Annotated in this window: 13 protein-coding genes; 7 read left to right on the top strand and 6 right to left on the bottom strand. The window is 60.6% G+C overall.

The features are described from left to right. Positions 1-106: 106 nt before the first annotated feature. Together edd and eda are read left to right on the top strand one after the other, a co-directional pair. Entirely contained in the window at positions 107-1957 is a 1851-nt protein-coding gene (edd, locus tag PMI16_RS03070) for a phosphogluconate dehydratase (RefSeq protein ID WP_007876302.1), read from the top strand. Continuing rightward, positions 1954-2577: a bifunctional 4-hydroxy-2-oxoglutarate aldolase/2-dehydro-3-deoxy-phosphogluconate aldolase gene (eda, locus tag PMI16_RS03065; protein ID WP_007876301.1), complete on the top strand. Its 624-nt coding sequence runs from the start codon at positions 1954-1956 to the stop codon at positions 2575-2577. Before edd ends, eda begins: the two co-directional genes overlap by 4 nt. Before the next feature lie 119 nt (positions 2578-2696). Here eda and lgt read toward each other — a convergent pair whose 3' ends face one another. Both lgt and PMI16_RS03055 read right to left on the bottom strand, forming a co-directional pair. Further along, complete coding sequence (lgt, locus tag PMI16_RS03060; RefSeq protein ID WP_007876300.1) at positions 2697-3509, bottom strand: prolipoprotein diacylglyceryl transferase; 813 nt, start codon at positions 3507-3509, stop codon at positions 2697-2699. Positions 3510-3548: 39 nt separating this feature from the next. Beyond that, positions 3549-4457, bottom strand: coding sequence for a LysR substrate-binding domain-containing protein (locus PMI16_RS03055; RefSeq protein ID WP_007876298.1), 909 nt, complete (start codon positions 4455-4457; stop codon positions 3549-3551). A 169-nt stretch (positions 4458-4626) separates the two neighbouring features. Between PMI16_RS03055 and ilvD the strand changes: the two genes are divergently transcribed. Both ilvD and PMI16_RS03045 read left to right on the top strand, forming a co-directional pair. Further along, on the top strand, positions 4627-6297 hold the full coding sequence (ilvD, locus tag PMI16_RS03050; protein WP_007876296.1) for a dihydroxy-acid dehydratase: 1671 nt from the start codon (positions 4627-4629) through the stop codon (positions 6295-6297). A gap of 187 nt (positions 6298-6484) precedes the next feature. Then, entirely contained in the window at positions 6485-6805 is a 321-nt protein-coding gene (locus PMI16_RS03045) for a c-type cytochrome (RefSeq protein WP_007876294.1), read from the top strand. A gap of 151 nt (positions 6806-6956) precedes the next feature. Here PMI16_RS03045 and PMI16_RS03040 read toward each other — a convergent pair whose 3' ends face one another. Beyond that, on the bottom strand, positions 6957-8099 hold the full coding sequence (locus tag PMI16_RS03040) for a branched-chain amino acid ABC transporter substrate-binding protein (RefSeq protein ID WP_007876293.1): 1143 nt from the start codon (positions 8097-8099) through the stop codon (positions 6957-6959). A 321-nt stretch (positions 8100-8420) separates the two neighbouring features. On the opposite strand from PMI16_RS03040, the gene PMI16_RS03035 reads away from it, so the two are divergent. From PMI16_RS03035 to rpiA, 3 genes are all read left to right on the top strand, one after another. Continuing rightward, a complete protein-coding gene (locus PMI16_RS03035) occupies positions 8421-8930 on the top strand; it encodes an Lrp/AsnC family transcriptional regulator (RefSeq protein WP_007876291.1) in 510 nt (169 codons plus the stop codon). A 564-nt stretch (positions 8931-9494) separates the two neighbouring features. After that, positions 9495-11258: a cation:proton antiporter gene (locus PMI16_RS03025; RefSeq protein WP_007876289.1), complete on the top strand. Its 1764-nt coding sequence runs from the start codon at positions 9495-9497 to the stop codon at positions 11256-11258. Positions 11259-11292: 34 nt separating this feature from the next. Further along, positions 11293-11964 (top strand): ribose-5-phosphate isomerase RpiA, encoded by a 672-nt coding sequence (rpiA, locus tag PMI16_RS03020; protein ID WP_007876287.1) that lies wholly within the window; start codon positions 11293-11295, stop codon positions 11962-11964. A 545-nt stretch (positions 11965-12509) separates the two neighbouring features. Here the strand turns inward: rpiA and PMI16_RS03015 are convergent. From PMI16_RS03015 to argA, 3 genes are all read right to left on the bottom strand, one after another. Next, positions 12510-15260, bottom strand: coding sequence for a M16 family metallopeptidase (locus PMI16_RS03015; RefSeq protein WP_007876285.1), 2751 nt, complete (start codon positions 15258-15260; stop codon positions 12510-12512). 251 nt (positions 15261-15511) lie between these two features. Then, a complete protein-coding gene (locus PMI16_RS03010; protein ID WP_007876284.1) occupies positions 15512-15787 on the bottom strand; it encodes an oxidative damage protection protein in 276 nt (91 codons plus the stop codon). Positions 15788-15905: 118 nt separating this feature from the next. Continuing rightward, the gene (gene argA / locus PMI16_RS03005) at positions 15906-17234 is read right to left on the bottom strand and encodes an amino-acid N-acetyltransferase (protein ID WP_007876283.1); all 1329 of its coding nucleotides are present in this window, start codon (positions 17232-17234) and stop codon (positions 15906-15908) included. Positions 17235-17252 lie beyond the last annotated feature (18 nt).

Below are 17252 nucleotides of genomic sequence, written 5' to 3'. Positions count from 1 at the left end.
CAATTGGTTTCATTTGTAGTTCATCCCAATAAAACAAGTAAAAGAAGAAGTTTTATTTAAAGTTTTGTAGTAAAATTACATTTGTCAACGCTATCAGGAACCCAACATGTCTCTCAACGCTACCTTAGCCAGCGTCACGCGACGCATCGCCGAACGTAGTCGGCCTTATCGCACTGCCTATCTGGCGCGCCTCGATGCTGCGCGTCATGAAGGAGTACAACGCGGTGCGCTGTCCTGTACCAATCTGGCGCACGGCTTCGCCGCATTTCCCGCCAACGACAAACTGAAACTGAAACAGGATCGCGCGCTGTCGGTGGCGATCGTCTCGTCCTACAACGACATGTTGTCGGCACATCAACCTTTCGAACGTTTCCCGCAAATCATCAAGGACGCCATCCGCGAAGACGGCGGCGTGGCGCAATTCGCCGGCGGCGTACCCGCCATGTGCGACGGCATCACGCAAGGCCAGACCGGCATGGAGCTGTCGCTGTTCTCGCGCGACGCCATCGCCATGGGCACCGCAGTGGCGCTGTCGCACAACATGTTCGACGCCGCGCTGTACCTGGGCGTGTGCGACAAGATCGTGCCGGGCCTGCTGATCGGCGCACTGCATTTCGGCCACATTCCTGCCGTGTTTGTTCCCGCCGGTCCGATGACCAGCGGCATGACCAACAGCGAAAAGGTCAAAATCCGCCAGTTGTATACGGAAGGCAAGATCGGTCGCGCCGAATTGCTGGAAGCCGAATCGAAGTCCTACCACGACGCCGGCACCTGCACCTTCTACGGCACCGCCAACAGCAACCAGATGCTGATGGAAGCCATGGGCCTGCATCTGCCGGGCGCCGCCTTCATCACGCCAAATACGCCGATGCGCGACGTGCTGACCGCCGCTGCCGCCAAGCAGGCGCTGAAGATCACCGCACAAGGCCGGCAATACACGCCGGTCGGCCGTCTGGTCGATGAAAAATCCATCGTTAATGCCATCGTTGCCTTGTTGGCAACAGGCGGCTCCACCAACCACACGCTGCACCTGGTCGCCATCGCCAAGGCCGCCGGCCTGGTGATCGACTGGGATGATTTCTCCAAGCTGTCCTCGGTGGTGCCGCTGGTGACCCGCATTTATCCGAACGGCACCGCCGACGTGAACCACTTCCACGCCGCCGGCGGCACCGGTTTCGTGCTGCGCGAGTTGATCGACGCCGGCCTGATGCACGACGACGTCATGACCATCCTCGGCCAGGGCCTGCGCGCGCATTGCACCGAGCCGTTGCTGGAAGACGGCAAAGTGACCTGGAAGGCGACGCCGAAGGACAGCGGCGACGACACCGTGCTGCGTCCTGCAACCAATCCTTTCTCCGCCGATGGCGGCCTGAAACTGTTGCAAGGCAATCTGGGCCGTTCGGTCATCAAGGTTTCCGCGGTCAAGCACGAGCATCGCGCCGTGCAGGCGCCGGCCATCGTGTTCCACTCGCAGGAAGCCTTCATGAAGGCCTTCAAGGCCGGCGAGCTTGACAAGGATTTCGTCGCCGTACTGACGTTTCAAGGGCCGCGCGCCAACGGCATGCCGGAATTGCACGCGCTGACGCCGGCGCTGGGCATCCTGCAAGACAAGGGCCGTCACGTCGCGCTGGTGACCGATGGCCGCATGTCGGGCGCATCGGGCAAGGTGCCGGCGGCGATCCACGTGACGCCGGAAGTATTGGCCGGCGGACCGTTGGGTTTTGTGCGCACCGGCGATATGATTCGTCTGGATGCCGAAGCCGGCATCCTGGAAGCGCTGGTGTCGGAAGCCGAATGGGCTGCGCGCGTATCGGATACCGCCAACCTGGCGGGCAACCAGACCGGCATGGGCCGTGAATTGTTCAGTGTCTTCCGCGCCAACGTGAGCGCGGCGGAAGAAGGGGGCACCAGTTTCGGCCTGCCACCAATCTTGGAAAATGAGAAAGCGACAGTATGAATATCCTGGAAATCATGCGTACTTCGGCGGTCATCCCTGTGATCGCCATCGACAAACTGGAACATGCCGTGCCGCTGGCCAAGGCGCTGGTCGCAGGCGGCATCCGCGTGCTGGAAGTGACGCTACGCACCGAACACGGCTTGCCGGCGATCCGCGCGATTGCCGATCAGGTGCCGGGCGCCATCGTCGGCGTCGGCACGCTGACCAGCCCGGAAGAATTCGCCGCCTCGCGTGATGCGGGCGCCGTGTTCGGCGTTTCACCGGGCCTGACGCCGGCGTTGATCGCCGCGGCCAAATCCAGCGGCCTGCCGTTGCTGCCGGGCGTGATGACGCCATCGGAAGTGATGGCGGCGCGCGAAGCAGGTTTCCGCCAGTTGAAGCTTTTCCCGGCGGTGCCGGCCGGCGGCATCGGCATGCTCAACGCGATTGCCGGCCCTCTGGCCGACGTCACCTTCTGCCCGACCGGCGGGATCTCGCAAGAGACCGCGTCGCAATTCCTGGCGTGCAAGAACGTGGCTTGCGTCGGCGGTTCCTGGCTGACGCCGAAGAACGCCATCGAGATCGGCGACTGGAACAAGATCACAGCACTCGCCAAAGCCGCCAGCGCGCTGCGTCCTTGATCGATTTCACGGTTTGAGGGAATGCTGTTCCGGCGGCATTGCTTCAAAAAGCACAATGCCCTTGCTGTCGCCGGCAAGGGCATTGTCGTTTTCGGGTCCGGGTGGTTTCTTCGCAGCCGTCAGGCCGTCGACATTGCCGCGCTTTTTTTCTTGTAAGCGACAATCAACAGCACAATGCCCAACACGATCATCGGCACCGACAGCATCTGCCCTGCCGAGATGGTGATGCCACCGAAGCTGACGTTGTAATCGGGCGTGCGGAAGTATTCGGTGAAGAAGCGCGCGCAGCCGTACAGCAGCGAGAACATGCCGGCAACCGCCATGCGCGGACGCGGCTTGCGGGCAAAGAACCACAGGATGATGAACAGCAGGATGCCGTCCACCAGCATCTGATAAATCGGCGACGGATGGCGCGGCAGGTTGTCGACGTTGGGCCAGATCATTGCCCATGGCAGCGACGGATCCGCCAGGCGACCCGGCAGTTCGGCGTTGATGAAATTGCCCAGGCGGCCGGCGGCGTAACCGAGCGGCACCATCGGCGCGATGAAGTCCATGATATCCATCAGATGGCGGCCGCGCTTGCGGCCCCAGATGTACATGGCAATCAACACGCCGAGGAAGCCGCCGTGGAAGGACATGCCGCCTTTCCACACCGCGATGATGTCGGCCGGGTTGGCGAAGTAGTAACTCGGGTTGTAGAACAGCACCTCGCCGAGACGTCCGCCGATCACCACGCCCAGCACGCCATAGAACAACATGTCGTCGAGGTCTTCCTTCTTCCAGCCGACGGCGGCGATGTGCGGCTGCTTGATGCGCAGGCGGCCCAGCGCGATGAACTGCGCAAAGGCCAGCAGATACATCAGGCCGTACCAGTGCACCTGCAGCGGGCCGATGGAGAAGGCGATCGGATTGGGCATCGGGTGTATCAGCATGTGAACTCTTTCAGAACGAATATTGGGAAACCTATAGCGTTACGTCGCCGGCGGCGTCGCCACCATGTCGAGAAACGCGCGCAACACCGGTGAAGCACTGTCGCGCCGCCAGGCCAGCCCGGTTTCGATCAGGGGCGTCTTGCCGGTCAGCGGGCGGTAATCGACGCCGGGGCGCTGCAGGTTAGACACGGATTGTGGCACAAGTGCCATACCCATGCCAGCCGACACCAGGCCGACGATGGTTTGCATCTGAATCGCCTCCTGGCCGATGTGAGGCGTCACGCCGGCATCGCGGAAGCAGCTCAGGATGGTGTCATGAAATGCCGGCGAGATGCGGCGCGGGAAGATGATCAGCGGCAGCTCGCGGATGCTTTTGAGCGCAATCGCATTCTTGCCGCGCACCACGCCGCTCGGGATTGCCGCCACCAGCGGCTCGGACAGCAGCGGCAGATAATCGAGCGCGCTCTGCGCCTTGTCCGGCAAGGGCGGCAACAAGAGGCCGGCGTCGATCTTGCCTTGCATCAGGTCTTCCAGCTGGATGTCGGTGGTGGCTTCGCGCAGATCGATCTGCACCTGCGGATAACGCGCCCGGAATTGTTGCAGCAAGGGCGGCAAGATACTGTAATCCGCGGTCGAAATGAACGATAGCGAGAGCAGTCCCGAGGCGCCGCTGGCGGCGCGGCGCGCCAGGTCGGGCAGGGCGCCGGCCTGTTGCAGGATGCGTTGGGCTTCCGGCAGCAAGGCCAGCCCGGCCGGCGTCAGGGCGACGCTGCGCTTGGTGCGCGCAAACAGCGGCGTGCCCAGCATTTCCTCCAGTGTCTGGATGGTCTGCGACAGCGGCGGCTGGGTCATGTGCAACCGGATGGCGGCGCGGCCGAAATGTTTTTCTTCGGCAACCGCAACGAAGTAGCGCAATTGGCGCAACTCCAGTCTGGAATCTGCACTCATATGTGATCCGTCTTAATTGATGACGAATCATATATTTGACAGAAGGCAATGTGCAAGGCAATCTAACTAGTTAACTCGTAGCCAGAACTACGTCCGCACTGTAGATGGACAGGTTCGCGCCAGTGTCGCTCCTGGTGTGGGCCGCAATGAAATCAACCAGGAGACACGCATGCCATTCAACCGCCGCTCAAAGAACATTACCCAGGGAGTTTCGCGCAGCCCGAACCGCTCGATGTACTACGCCCTGGGCTATGAAAAGGAAGACTTCGACAAGCCGATGATCGGCGTCGCCAACGGTCATTCCACCATCACGCCGTGCAACTCCGGCCTGCAAAAGCTGGCCGACGTGGCGATCTCCGCCATCAAGCAGGCCGGCGCCAATCCGCAGGTGTTCGGCACGCCGACCATTTCCGACGGCATGTCGATGGGTACGGAAGGCATGAAGTATTCGCTGATCTCGCGCGAAGTCATTGCCGACTGTATCGAGACCGCCGTCAACGGTCAATGGATGGACGGCGTGGTCGTCATCGGCGGCTGCGACAAGAACATGCCGGGTGGCATGATCGCCCTGGCGCGCACCAACGTGCCGGGCATCTACGTCTACGGCGGCACCATCAAGCCGGGCAACTGGAAGGGCAAGGACCTGACCATCGTCTCCGCCTTCGAAGCCGTAGGCGAGTTCTCCGCCGGCCGCATGTCGCAGGAAGACTTCGACGGCATTGAGCGCAACGCTTGCCCGTCGTCCGGCTCCTGCGGCGGCATGTACACCGCCAACACCATGTCGTCGGCGTTTGAAGCGCTGGGCATGGGCTTGTTCTATTCCTCGACCATGGCCAACCCGGACGACGAAAAGACCGGCTCTGCCGCCGAGTCGGCGCGCGTGCTGGTCGAGGCCGTCAAGAAAGACATCAAGCCGCGCGACATCATCACTCGCAAGTCGATCGAGAATGCCGTGTCGCTGATCATGGCCACCGGCGGTTCCACCAACGCCGTGCTGCACTTCCTGGCCATCGCCCACGCGGCGGAAGTCGAGTGGACCATCGACGACTTCGAGCGCGTGCGCCAGAAAGTGCCGGTCATCTGCGACCTCAAGCCGTCCGGCAAATACGTCGCCACCGACCTGCACAAGGCCGGCGGCATTCCCGCCGTGCTGAAGGTGTTGCACCAGGCCGGCCTGCTGCACGGCGACTGCCTGACCATTACCGGCAAGACCCTCTCCGAAGAACTGGAAAATATCCCCGAGCTGCGCGCCGACCAGGACGTCATCCGTCCCATCGACAAGGCTTTGTACCAGCAAGGCCACCTGGCCATCCTCAAGGGCAACCTGGCGCCGGAAGGCTGCGTCGCCAAGATCACCGGCCTCAAGAATCCGGTCATCACCGGCCCGGCGCGCGTGTTCGACGACGAATACAGCGCCATGGACGCGATCCTGGCCGACAAGATCCAGTCGGGCGACGTGCTCGTGATGCGCTATCTGGGGCCGAAAGGCGGACCGGGCATGCCGGAAATGCTGGCGCCGACCTCCGCGCTGATCGGCAAAGGCCTGGGCGAATCGGTCGGCCTGATCACCGACGGCCGTTTTTCGGGCGGCACCTGGGGCATGGTGGTCGGTCACGTGGCGCCGGAAGCCTTCGTCGGCGGCGTCATCGGCCTGGTCGAAGAAGGCGATTCGGTCACCATCGATGCGCGCCAGCTGCTGATCCAGCTCAACGTGCCGGAAGACGAAATCGCCCGCCGCCGCGCCAACTGGAAGCAGCCCGCACCACGCTATACCCGCGGCGTGCTGGCGAAATATGCAACGTTGGCGTCGACTGCAAGCAAGGGGGCTGTGACAGGTTGATCGCCGCGGTTGGAAACGATAAAAAAGCCGGACCGATCCGGCTTTTTTATCGCAGCCGATTTTTATGAATGCATCTCACTTTCATCTTTGAAATGAAGCGCTGGAAACATGATGTTTATATGCGCCGGCCCATACAAGCGACCTTGCAAAGAGTTGTAGAATACGCAGAACTTCTTGGAGGGTAACAATGAAACAGTCTTTATTCATCGCCTCGGCCGTGTTGGCATTCGGCTTCTCCGCCCAGGCTTTTGCGCAGGCGGCGCCGGCCGATCTGGCCAAGTCCAAAAACTGCATGGCCTGTCACGCGGTGCAGACCAAGATCGTCGGCCCGGCGTTCAAGGACGTGGCGGCAAAGTACAAAGGCCAGAAAGACGCCGAAGACAAGCTGACGCAAAAAGTATTGAAGGGCGGTTCCGGCGTATGGGGCGCGATCCCGATGCCGGCCAATGCGCAGGTTTCCGAAGCGGAAGCGCGCACCCTGGTGAAGTGGGTGCTCACGCAGAAGTAATCGTACGACGGCATCTCGCAGCACAATTGAAAAAGCGCCCATCGGGCGCTTTTTTGTTGCCTGCTCCCGATCGTTGATGCCGCGAACGGAACGGTCAATAAAAAACGCGCCTGACTTTCATCAGGCGCGTTCTTCATGGTGAAGCGGAAGCTTACTTGACCACAGCCAGCAGGGTGCGCTCACCCTTCTTGTATGTGTACAGCGTCAGCGAACCGTTCTTGATGTCGCCCTTGTCGTCGAAAGCGATGGTGCCGGTCACGCCCTTGTGGCTGATCTTGGCCAGTTCAGGCAGGTACTTGGCCGGATCGGCCGAGTTTGCCTTCTTCATCGCGTCGGCGACAGTCATCGTGGCGTCGTAAGCGTAAGCAGCGTTATAGACGACTTCGATGCCGAACTTCTTCTTGTACGCTGCGCGGAAGTCGTCCATGCCCTTCTTGCCGGCTGTGTCGACACCGCCGGCTTCAGCACAGACCACCTGATCGTCGATCAGGCCGTCGCCGGCCAGGCCCGGCAGGGAGCCGGTGCAGATGCCGTCGCCGCCCATGAACTTGGCATTGATGCCCAGTTGCTTCATCTGGCGCAGCATCGGGCCGCCGACAGCGTCCATGCCGCCGAAGAACACGACTTCAGGCTTCTTGGCCTTGATCGAAGTCAGGATCGCGTTGAAGTCGGTTGCCTTGTCGTTGGTAAATTGTTTGCCGACGATGGTGGCGCCCGCGCCTTGCGCGCCCTTGGCGAATTCTTCAGCAACGCCCTGGCCATATGCAGTACGGTCGTCAATCACGGCGACGTTCTTGGTCTTCAGTGCCGTCACAGCGTATTTGCCCAGCACGGCGCCCAGTTGGGCATCGTTGGCGACCACGCGGAAGGCGGTCTTGAAGCCTTGTTGCGTGTACTTCGGATTGGTAGCCGATGGCGACACTTGCGGGATGCCGGCGTCGTTGTAAATCTTGGAAGCAGGGATGGTGGTGCCGGAATTCAAGTGACCGATAACGGCGGCAACCTTTTGGTCGACCAGCTTGGTCGCAACGGCAGTGGCTTGCTTCGGATCGGAAGCATCGTCTTCACCGACCAGTTCGAATTTGACTTTCTTGCCGCCGATGGTGAAACCCTTGGCGTTGAGTTCGTCGATGGCCATGCGGGCGCCATTTTCGTTGTCCTTGCCCATGTGGGCGTTAGGACCGGAGAGAGGGCCGACGTGAGCGATCTTGACGACTTCCTGCGAATAAGCTGCGCCAGCGAAAGCCAATGCGATTGCGCCAGTTAATGGAATAATTGTGCTCTTGAGTTTCATAAATTCCCTCTGTAGATTGAAATAAACTACGCTTGCCATGACACTGAATTGCGACTGGTGAACACCGGGCCGGCGCGCATCCTTTGGGTTCTCCTCCGAAGCGACCGGTTATCCCGATTTTGCAACAGCCCCTTTTTTGCTTATTCAGAGACGCTTCACAGACATCGCTTCATAGAGCTGTTTTCAGACCTATTTCACAGACTATAAAACACGCTGTACTATTCAACGTCGGTTTCCGAATAATGCAGACGGTACAACATAAGAAACAGCTTGCAAAGGCTTTTTGAGTGCCTGACTAAAAAAAATTGAACTTTCGTTTTTATGCCCAAATACCATACGCTCGATAAGGTCGACCGCAAGCTCCTGAACTTGCTGCAGAAAGACAATCAGATTCCGACCCGTATCCTGGCGGAGAAATTGCACATCTCGCAACCGACCTGCCTGCGCCGCATCCGCGAGCTGCGCGAGGCCGGCATCATCAACGCCGAAGTGGCGATGGTCGACCCGTTTGCGCTCGGCTACGGCATGCTGGCCTTCCTTGAAATTTCGCTCAACAACCAGTCCGACGAGCACATGCAGGAGTTCGAGCAGCGCATGGCCAAAGAGGCCGAGGTGATGCAGTGCTATTTCGTGTCGGGCGAATATGACTATTTTCTGGCAGTGCATGTGATCGATATGGATGCGTACTATCAGTTTGTGCGTCGTGTCATTTCCGGCTCCGGCAATGTCCGCCACTTCCAGTCGCGTTTTCCGATGAAGCGCGCCAAATTCGCCACACGGATCACGTTCGACGAAAAGGCTGCAGAAATTCAGGTGCGTGTGCCGGAGTAGGGCAAAGCAACAAGAAGGCTTATTAGCACGTTCTGTGCCTGCCCTCGAATGCCGATCGGATGCAGGCGGCCGGATGGTTCTTTCCCGCGCCGGCTTTGCTTATCTCCGCGCATCTCCGCATATTTTCCCTGTGCCCATGCCAAGATAAAATTTGCAGCCACCATGTCGTCTGTGCTAACTTTGCGCCTGCCAGCGACGATACGGTGCAGCAACTTTATCCGGTGCACCAAATCCAATCGTCGTAGTCTATCGGCTGCAACTGCGTTTTCAGTACGCTGAAGATATGTTGACCAAGCCGAACCCGCAGAAACAAGCTGACACAGACCGAAATGTCGCCGCCGTCCGCTAACCAACGAAGCAAACTCAATCGGGGCAGCCTGCCAGTCTGCTGCTTGTCCTGGCAAGAGGGCTCATCCATTTTCCACGTACCGACGCATTGCCGCACAGAGGGCAAGCATCGTGCGTCCAATCCGAAACTGGTCCGGCATCTGCCTCAAACCAGTCGCCAGTCGTACATCGTCAACCAGGCCGCCCGTCGGCCAGCCTTTAAGGGGAATACACCGCATGCATGCTGTTGAACTGTTTATCCAGGACCTTGCCGTGATCATGCTGATCGCCGGCGTCGTCACCGTCGTGTTCAACCGCTTCAAGCAACCGGTGGTGCTCGGCTATATCGTGGCCGGCGTCATCATCGGCCCGCACACGCCGCCGTTCAATCTGATCCAGGACGACAAGACCGTCCACATCCTGTCCGAGCTGGGCGTGATCTTCCTGCTGTTTTCGCTGGGCCTGGAATTCAGCCTCAAGAAACTCGCCAAGGTCGGCGCCACCGCCGTGGTCGCCGCCGTCGCCGAAATCATGCTGATGATCTGGATCGGTTACGAGATCGGCATCTACTTCGGCTGGAAAACCATGGATGCCGTCTTCCTTGGCGCCATGCTGGCGGTGTCGTCGACCACCATCATCGTCAAGGCGCTCAACGAGCTGGGCATGAAGAACGAGAAGTTCGCCCAGATCATCTTCGGCATCCTGATCGTCGAAGACATCCTCGCCATCGGCATGATCGCGCTGCTGTCCGGCATCGCCACCAGCGGCTCGGTCGATTCCGGCGAAGTGGTCAATACCGTCGGCAAGCTGCTGCTGTTCATGATCGTCTCGCTGGTGGTCGGCATCCTGATCGTGCCGCGCCTGCTCAACTACGTGGCGCGCTTCAAGAGCAACGAGATGCTGCTGGTCACCGTGCTCGGCATCCTGTTCGGTTTTTGCCTCTTGGTGATGAAGCTGCAATACAGCGTCGCGCTGGGCGCTTTCCTGGTCGGCGCGGTGATGGCCGAGTCGCGCCAGATCCATCGCATCGAACGCCTGATCGAATCGGTCCGCGACATGTTCAGCGCCATCTTCTTCGTCGCCATCGGCCTGCTGTTCGACCCGAACGTGCTGGCCCAGTACTGGCTGCCGATCCTGGTGATCACGCTCGCTGTCGTGTTCGGCAAACTGTTCAGCTGCGGCATCGGTACCTTCCTGGCCGGCCACGGCGGCCGCACGCCGATGCGCGTGGGCATGGGGCTGGCGCAGATCGGCGAGTTCTCCTTCATCATCGCGGCGCTCGGCGTGAGCCTGAAGGTCACCAGCGATTTTCTTTATCCGATCGTGGTGGCGGTGTCGGCAGTGACCGCGTTGCTGACGCCTTATCTGATCAAGGCGGCGGATCCCTTGTCGAGCAAAGCGGTCTCGCTGGTGCCGAAAAAAATCTCCGGCATCCTCGGCATGTATTCGGGCTGGCTGGAAAGCCTGCAGCCGCAGGGCGAGCGGGCCGAGATCAGTAAAATCATCCGGCGCATCCTGTTGCAGGTGCTCGTGAACATTGCGCTGGTGGTGGCGATTTTCCTGTCCGGCGCCTTCTTCGTCGATGGCATCAGCCACTGGCTGTCGGCCTGGATCGGCGACCGGCAAATCCACAAAGCCGTGATCTGGGGCGGCGCTCTGGTATTATCGCTGCCTTTCCTGATCGCGACGTACCGCAAGCTGCAGGCGCTGGCGATGCTGCTGGCCGAGGTCGGCGTCAAGCCGGAATTCGCCGGTTCGTACACCTCGGGGGCGCGGCGCGTCATCTCCGAAGTGATCCCGGTGATGTCGATTGTCGGTATCATGTTGCTGATCTTCGTCCTGAGCGCCAGCATCTTGCCGCCGCTCAACCTGCTGGCCTTCGTGCTGCTGGGAGCGGCAGGGCTGCTGTGGTTGTTGTGGAGCAAGCTGGTCAGGTTGCATTCCAGGCTGCAGATTGCCCTGTTCGAGACGCTGGACGAAAAACCGGAAGATTCGCACTAACCCCGATTCGCTTTAACTTTTTTCTTACTCTGTCATGACTCAAGACGAACTCAAACAAGCGGTGGCGCGTGCCGCCATCGAATACGTGGTCGACGGTGAAATCATCGGCGTCGGCACCGGCTCGACCGCCAATTTCTTCATCGATGAACTGGCCAAAATCAAGGACCGCATCAAGGGCGCCGTGGCTTCTTCGGAAGCGACCGCCGAACGCCTGCGCGGCCACGGCATCAAGGTCTTCGATCTCAACGACGTGGAAACCATGCCGGTCTACATCGACGGCGCCGACGAGATCAACGCTGCGGGCGCGATGATCAAGGGCGGTGGCGCGGCGTTGACGCGCGAGAAGATCGTGGCGTCGGTGGCGCAGAAGTTCGTCTGCATCGCCGACGGCTCCAAGCTGGTGGACGTGCTGGGCAAGTTCCCGCTGCCGGTGGAAGTGATTCCGATGGCCACCAGCGTGGCGGCGCGCAAGTTGTCGGCGCTGGGCTGCGAGGCGAAGTTGCGCATGAAGGATGGCAAGCCCTTGGTGACCGACAATGGTTGCAATATTCTGGATGCGGTGGGGTTGAGCATCACTGAACCGGCGGAGATTGAAGCCGCGATCAACAATATCGTGGGTGTTGTGACGGTTGGTCTGTTTGCGCGTCAGGGTGCGAATGTATGTTTGTTGGGGACTTCGGAAGGCGTCAAGAAGTTGGAGTTCTGACGACTTTCGTTTTCCTCTGCGTTTGTGAAAAAAGCCGCCTTGTTGGGCGGCTTTTTTATTTCGGAGAATCTTGAATGTTTCTCCGTCGTCCTGACGGAAGTCAGGACCCAGTGGCGTTCGTTGTTTCGGCTGGTTGTTCGTCTGTAGCTGATTCTGTTCTTTCTGCGCGCAATCGGGGTTGCCGGGGGCGGCCCGGCAGCCGCTCACTTTTCTTGCTCCGCCAAGAAAAGTAAGCAAAAGAAGGCGGCCGCGGGATCCAGCCCCCTTCGGGGGTGCCCGGTGCTGCGAAGCAAAAAATGGGAAGGAAAAAAACTCGCTTCGCTCAAACAGTTTTTCCTTCTTAATCCATTTTTCGCATCGCATCACCGGCTGGCTCCAAGCGGAACTGCCGAACCGGCTCGCTTCGCTTTGCCTGGGGGAGCTCGCCTTCGGCATCGTGCTTGCTATCTTTCGTGATAGGCACTTACTCCGTCGTCCCAGCGAACGCTGGGACCCAGTGACGTCAGCGCATCTGCAGACGCCCGTTCACGTCAACAAAACATCGCTCAAGGCTGCTTCGCCTTGCTCTCATCCCGCGCAATCACGACACTCATTTTGTCGAGCGTGAGGCGTTTGCGCACGACGTCGTTGATTTGATCCAGCGTCAATGCCGCAATACGCTGATCCAGCTGCGCCGCCCACGCATAGGTGCGATCCAGGTCCAGCAGATTGACCCAGCCGTTGCTGATGGTGTCGTCTTGCGCGCGTGCCTGTTCGCGTTGCTGGCGGATGCCGGATTTGGCGCGGTCGAGTTCCTCTTGTGTGAAACCGTCCTTGAGCACGCGCTGCAATTCTTCGCGAATGGCGGCGTCGACCTTGGCCAGATTCTGTGGTGCGGCGATGGCGCCGATGCCGATTTGCGCCGCGTTGCTGATGGCGCTGACCGACAAGAATGAACTGATGCTGTACGACAGACCTTCACGCTGGCGCACGCGGTCGGCCAGGCGCGATTTGAGGCTGGCGCCGCCGATCAGGTAGTTGGCGACGACCAGCGCCGGATAGTCGGGGTCTTCGTCGCGCATGTCAAGGTTGAGGCGGGCGATGAAGGTGCCGTTTTCCTTGTCCGGGGTATCGATCGTCAGGCGCGCCGGCGCGATGTCGGCATAGTCTTGCAGCACGCGCTGATAAGGCGCTGCGCTGGTCCAGTTGGCGAGACTTTGCTGGATGGTGCGCGCGGCGGCGTCGGAGTCGAAGTCGCCGACGATGGCGATTTCGCCCGAGGAGGCGCCGTAGAAATCGCGATGGAAGGCTTTGACGTCATCGAGCGACAGCGCTTGCACTGCGGCGATGCGTTGGTCCAGCGAGCGTGCTGCGCGCCAGTCGCCGGCCGGATAGTGGTCGAAGTGCTTGGCCAGCGCTTCCTGCGCGCGCGAGGTCGGATCGTTGCGCGAGGATTCCAGGCTGACCAGGGTTTGCTTGCGCAGCTGTTCGAACTCGGCGGCGTCGAAGCGCGGATGCTGCAGGACGTCGGCCATCAGGCGCAGGGCGGCGTCGAGGTTGCCGCGCGTGGTCTGGAAGTTGTAGACGCCGCCGCTGATCTTCAGACGGGCGAATTCATCGGCCAGTTGTTCGCGCGTCATCGATTGGCTGCCGCGTCCCAGCATTTCGCCGGTGATGCCGGCGACGGTCCGCTTGCCGAACAGGCTTTGGGCGTCGCCCCAATCCAGTTTCATGCTGACCGACACGCTCTGGCCGCGCGTTTTCTTCGGCAGCAGCGCCAGCTTGAGTCCGCCGACGCGGATGTGCTGGGTGCGCCGGTCCAGATTGGCCGGTGAGGAATCGAAGGCTTCGCCGGTGGCGATGGCGGCGCGCGGCTGGTAATTCTGCAGCACGCTGTCGATGCCCGGCGCTGCCGGAATGTCGCTGCGCTGCGGCTGGTCTTCGGGGATGAACAGGCCGACGGTGCGGTTGTCGCGACGGAAATAGCTTGCCGCCGCGGCGGCGACTTGCGGTGATGTCATCTTTGCGATCTGATCGCGGCCGGCAAACAGCAGGCGCCAGTCGCCCAGCGCCAGCACGTTGGACAGGGCGATGCCGATGCGCTGGTGGTCGCTCAACAGTTTTTCGTAAGCATTGGCGTTGCTGATGCGCACGCGCGCCATCTCGGCTTCCGTCGGCGGCGTGGCGGCGAAGGATTCGATGGCGTCGGTCAGCGCCTGGCGCACCGGTTCCAGCGCTTCGCCTTTCTTGACCACGGCGCCGATGATTTGCAGTCCCGGCGCATAACCGCCCAGCTGGAATTGCAGGATGGAGCTGGCCTTGCCGGTCTCCACCAGCAGCTTGTGCAGGCGACCGTTGGGCGTGTCGGCCAGGATGTCGGCCGCAATGCCGATGGCGTCCGAATCGATGTGCAGGCCTGCCGGGATCTTGTAGCCGACATAGACCAGCTGCACGTCGCCGCTGCGACGGATGGTGAACTGGCGTTCGCCGTCCTGGGTCGGTTCCACCGTCCAGAAGTCGGGCAGCGTGCGCGCCGGTTTCGCCATCTTGCCGAAGCTTTGATTGACCCATTCCAGCACCTTGGCAGGATCGAACTTGCCGGCGATCAGCAACACCGCGTTGTCGGGCTGGTAGTAAGTGCGGTAGAAGGCTTGCAGGTTCTCGATCTTGACGTGCTCGATGTCGCTGCGGTTGCCGATGGTGGCGTTGCCGTAGTTGTGCCAGTCGAAGGCGACGCTTTGCATGCGCTTGACCATGACCGAGCTGGGCGAATTTTCGCCGCTTTCAAATTCGTTGCGCACCACCGTCATCTCGCTGTCCAGGTCCTTGCGCGCGATGAAGGAGTTCAGCATGCGGTCGGCTTCCATGACTATGGCCCATTGCAGGTTCTCGTCGCCGGCGGGGAAGAATTCGTAATAGTTGGTGCGGTCCAGCGAGGTGGTGCCGTTGAAGTTCATGCCGCGCTTGCTGAATTCCTGCGGGATCGCGCCGTGCTGCGGCGTGCCTTTGAACATCAGATGTTCCAGCAGATGCGCCATGCCGGTCTCGCCGTAATTCTCCTGGCGCGAGCCGACCAGATACGTCATGTTGAGGGTGACGGTCGGTTTGCTGGCGTCGGGCATGAGTAAAAGCTTGAAGCCGTTGCCGAAGCGGTATTCGCTGATGCCTTCGGCGGACGGCCCTTGCGTGACGCCGGACGGCAGTGCGACAGGCGCATCGGCAGCTTTGGCCGCGGTGGCGGCAGCAAGAGTCAGGAGTAGCGGAAAGGTATAACGGGCAATGCGACGAGAAAAGGATGCGGGACGGAGCAGAGGCATGTTTTCCTGAATGGATGATCAAGGGGACGGAAAGTCAGCGGCGGTCAGCAGTGATGCGTATTCTATCGATTGTCGCATGAAGGCGGAATGACGGCGGCATGATGAGGATAGGCCGGACAAACCGGCAAACGACGCAAAAAATCCGTGGCGCTCAGGAGCCGACGAAGAGAATGGTGATGAAGCGGACGGGAGAACGGCAAGGGAGGGGAGAAACGGTTCAGGCGGCGGACGCGCCTGAACCGGAGAACAACTTACTCGCTTGGCGGTGGGACGTAGCCTTGCGCCGCATCAGCGCCTTCGCCGAAGAAATGCTTTTCCATCTGCACGGCCAGGTATTTGCGCGCGCGCGCATCGGCCAGCATCAGGCGGTTTTCGTTGACCAGCATGGTCTGGTGCTTGAGCCAGCCGGCCCATGCTTCCTTCGACACGCTTTCGTAAATGCGCTTGCCCAGTTCGCCCGGGTACGGCGGGAAGTCGAGGCCTTCGGCTTCCTTGTTCAGTTTGATGCAATGGATCATGCGTGCCATGTTGATTCCTTGTGTGAAACAATTGAGTAATTCAGGGGGCGGACATGAGAACCATGTGACTTCGGGAAGAGGCTCAGCGGTTGAGTGCGCTCTGCAATCTCACGTCCTGACTTCATCATTATAGATTCTTGATCAGCACCAGCGACTTGCGTTGCCAGTTATACATGTGTTGCCTGTCCTTGGGCAGGTCGTCCACCGTCGCGAGCACGAAGCCGCGCCGCATGAACCAGTGCGAGGTGCGCGTGGTCAGCACGAACAGTTTGGTCAGGCCCGATTCGCGCGCGCGCGTTTCGATGTGCTTGAGGATGCGCTCGCCGTCGCCTTGTGCCTGGACTTCCGGATTGACGGTGAGGCAGGCCATCTCGCCCATTCTTTCCTTCGGGAAAGGATAGAGCGCGGCACAGCCGAAAATCACGTTGTCATGCTCGATCACCGAGAAGTAATGGATCTCGCGTTCGATCAGTTCGCGGCCGCGCTTGACCAGCGTGCCGTCGGCTTCCAGCGGCTCGATCAGCTTGAGGATGCCGCCGACGTCTTCGATGGTGGCTTCGCGCAGGCTTTCCAGATTCTCGTAGGTGATCATGGTGCCGATACCGTCATGGGTAAACAGCTCCAGCAGCACCGATCCGTCGGTGGCGAACGGCACGATGTGCGCGCGCGACACGCCGGCGTTACAGGCCTTGACGGCGTTCTTCAGGTAGAAGGCGGCGTCCGGCGGCAGGAAGTTGGCCAGCAGCACGGCTTCGGCCTGGTGCGAGGACAGCTCGCGGATGTCGGTGCCGCCGGCATCGTGCATCAGCGGCGTTTCGCTCAGGAAAATCAGTTTCTCGGCGCGCAGGGCGATGGCGGCGGTTACCGCCACGTCTTCCATCGCCAGGTTGAAGGCTTCGCCGGTCGGCGAGAAACCCAGCGGCGACAGCAGCACGATGCCGCCCGCGTTGAGGATGGGGTGAATGGTGTCGGCCGCGACTTTGCGGACGATGCCGGTCAGTTGCAGGTCGGCGCCGTCGATCACGCCCATCGGGCGCGCCGTGACAAAGTTGCCGGAAATGACTCGGATCGCCGCATGCGCCATCGGGGTGTTCGGCAAGCCCTGGCTGAAGGCGGCCTCGATGTCCAGGCGCAATTCGCCGGCGGCTTCCTTGGCGCATTCCAGCGCGGCCGGGTCGGTGATGCGCAGGCCGTTGTGGAAGCGCGCTTCCACGTTACGCAGCGCCAGTTGTTCTTCAACCTGCGGTCGCGAGCCGTGCACCACGACAATGCGGATGCCGAGGGCGTGCAGCAGGGACAAGTCCTGCGCCAGCACGGCCAGGCCGCCTGCCGTCACCAGTTCGCCCGGAAAGGCGACCACGAAGGTCTTGCCGCGAAAGGCATGTACATAAGGTGCGACGGAGCGCAGCCACGCCACGAAACTGGCGTAATCGGTGTCATTTTCCATGTTGCGCATTATAACCATCCATGGGAA

It is taken from the genome of Herbaspirillum sp. CF444 (assembly GCF_000282135.1).
Classification (GTDB): domain Bacteria; phylum Pseudomonadota; class Gammaproteobacteria; order Burkholderiales; family Burkholderiaceae_D; genus Herbaspirillum.
This window is presented reverse-complemented; position numbering and strand designations above follow the sequence as displayed.

Bases quoted from the DNA above. Each gene is read 5' to 3' on its own strand.
- edd (WP_007876302.1), top strand. From the start codon at position 107: ATGTCTCTCAACGCTACCTTAGCCAGCGTCACGCGACGCATCGCCGAA.
- eda (WP_007876301.1), top strand. From the start codon at position 1,954: ATGAATATCCTGGAAATCATGCGTACTTCGGCGGTCATCCCTGTGATC.
- lgt (WP_007876300.1), bottom strand. From the start codon at position 3,509: ATGCTGATACACCCGATGCCCAATCCGATCGCCTTCTCCATCGGCCCG.
- PMI16_RS03055 (WP_007876298.1), bottom strand. From the start codon at position 4,457: ATGAGTGCAGATTCCAGACTGGAGTTGCGCCAATTGCGCTACTTCGTT.
- ilvD (WP_007876296.1), top strand. From the start codon at position 4,627: ATGCCATTCAACCGCCGCTCAAAGAACATTACCCAGGGAGTTTCGCGC.
- PMI16_RS03045 (WP_007876294.1), top strand. From the start codon at position 6,485: ATGAAACAGTCTTTATTCATCGCCTCGGCCGTGTTGGCATTCGGCTTC.
- PMI16_RS03040 (WP_007876293.1), bottom strand. From the start codon at position 8,099: ATGAAACTCAAGAGCACAATTATTCCATTAACTGGCGCAATCGCATTG.
- PMI16_RS03035 (WP_007876291.1), top strand. From the start codon at position 8,421: ATGCCCAAATACCATACGCTCGATAAGGTCGACCGCAAGCTCCTGAAC.
- PMI16_RS03025 (WP_007876289.1), top strand. From the start codon at position 9,495: ATGCATGCTGTTGAACTGTTTATCCAGGACCTTGCCGTGATCATGCTG.
- rpiA (WP_007876287.1), top strand. From the start codon at position 11,293: ATGACTCAAGACGAACTCAAACAAGCGGTGGCGCGTGCCGCCATCGAA.
- PMI16_RS03015 (WP_007876285.1), bottom strand. From the start codon at position 15,260: ATGCCTCTGCTCCGTCCCGCATCCTTTTCTCGTCGCATTGCCCGTTAT.
- PMI16_RS03010 (WP_007876284.1), bottom strand. From the start codon at position 15,787: ATGGCACGCATGATCCATTGCATCAAACTGAACAAGGAAGCCGAAGGC.
- argA (WP_007876283.1), bottom strand. From the start codon at position 17,234: ATGCGCAACATGGAAAATGACACCGATTACGCCAGTTTCGTGGCGTGG.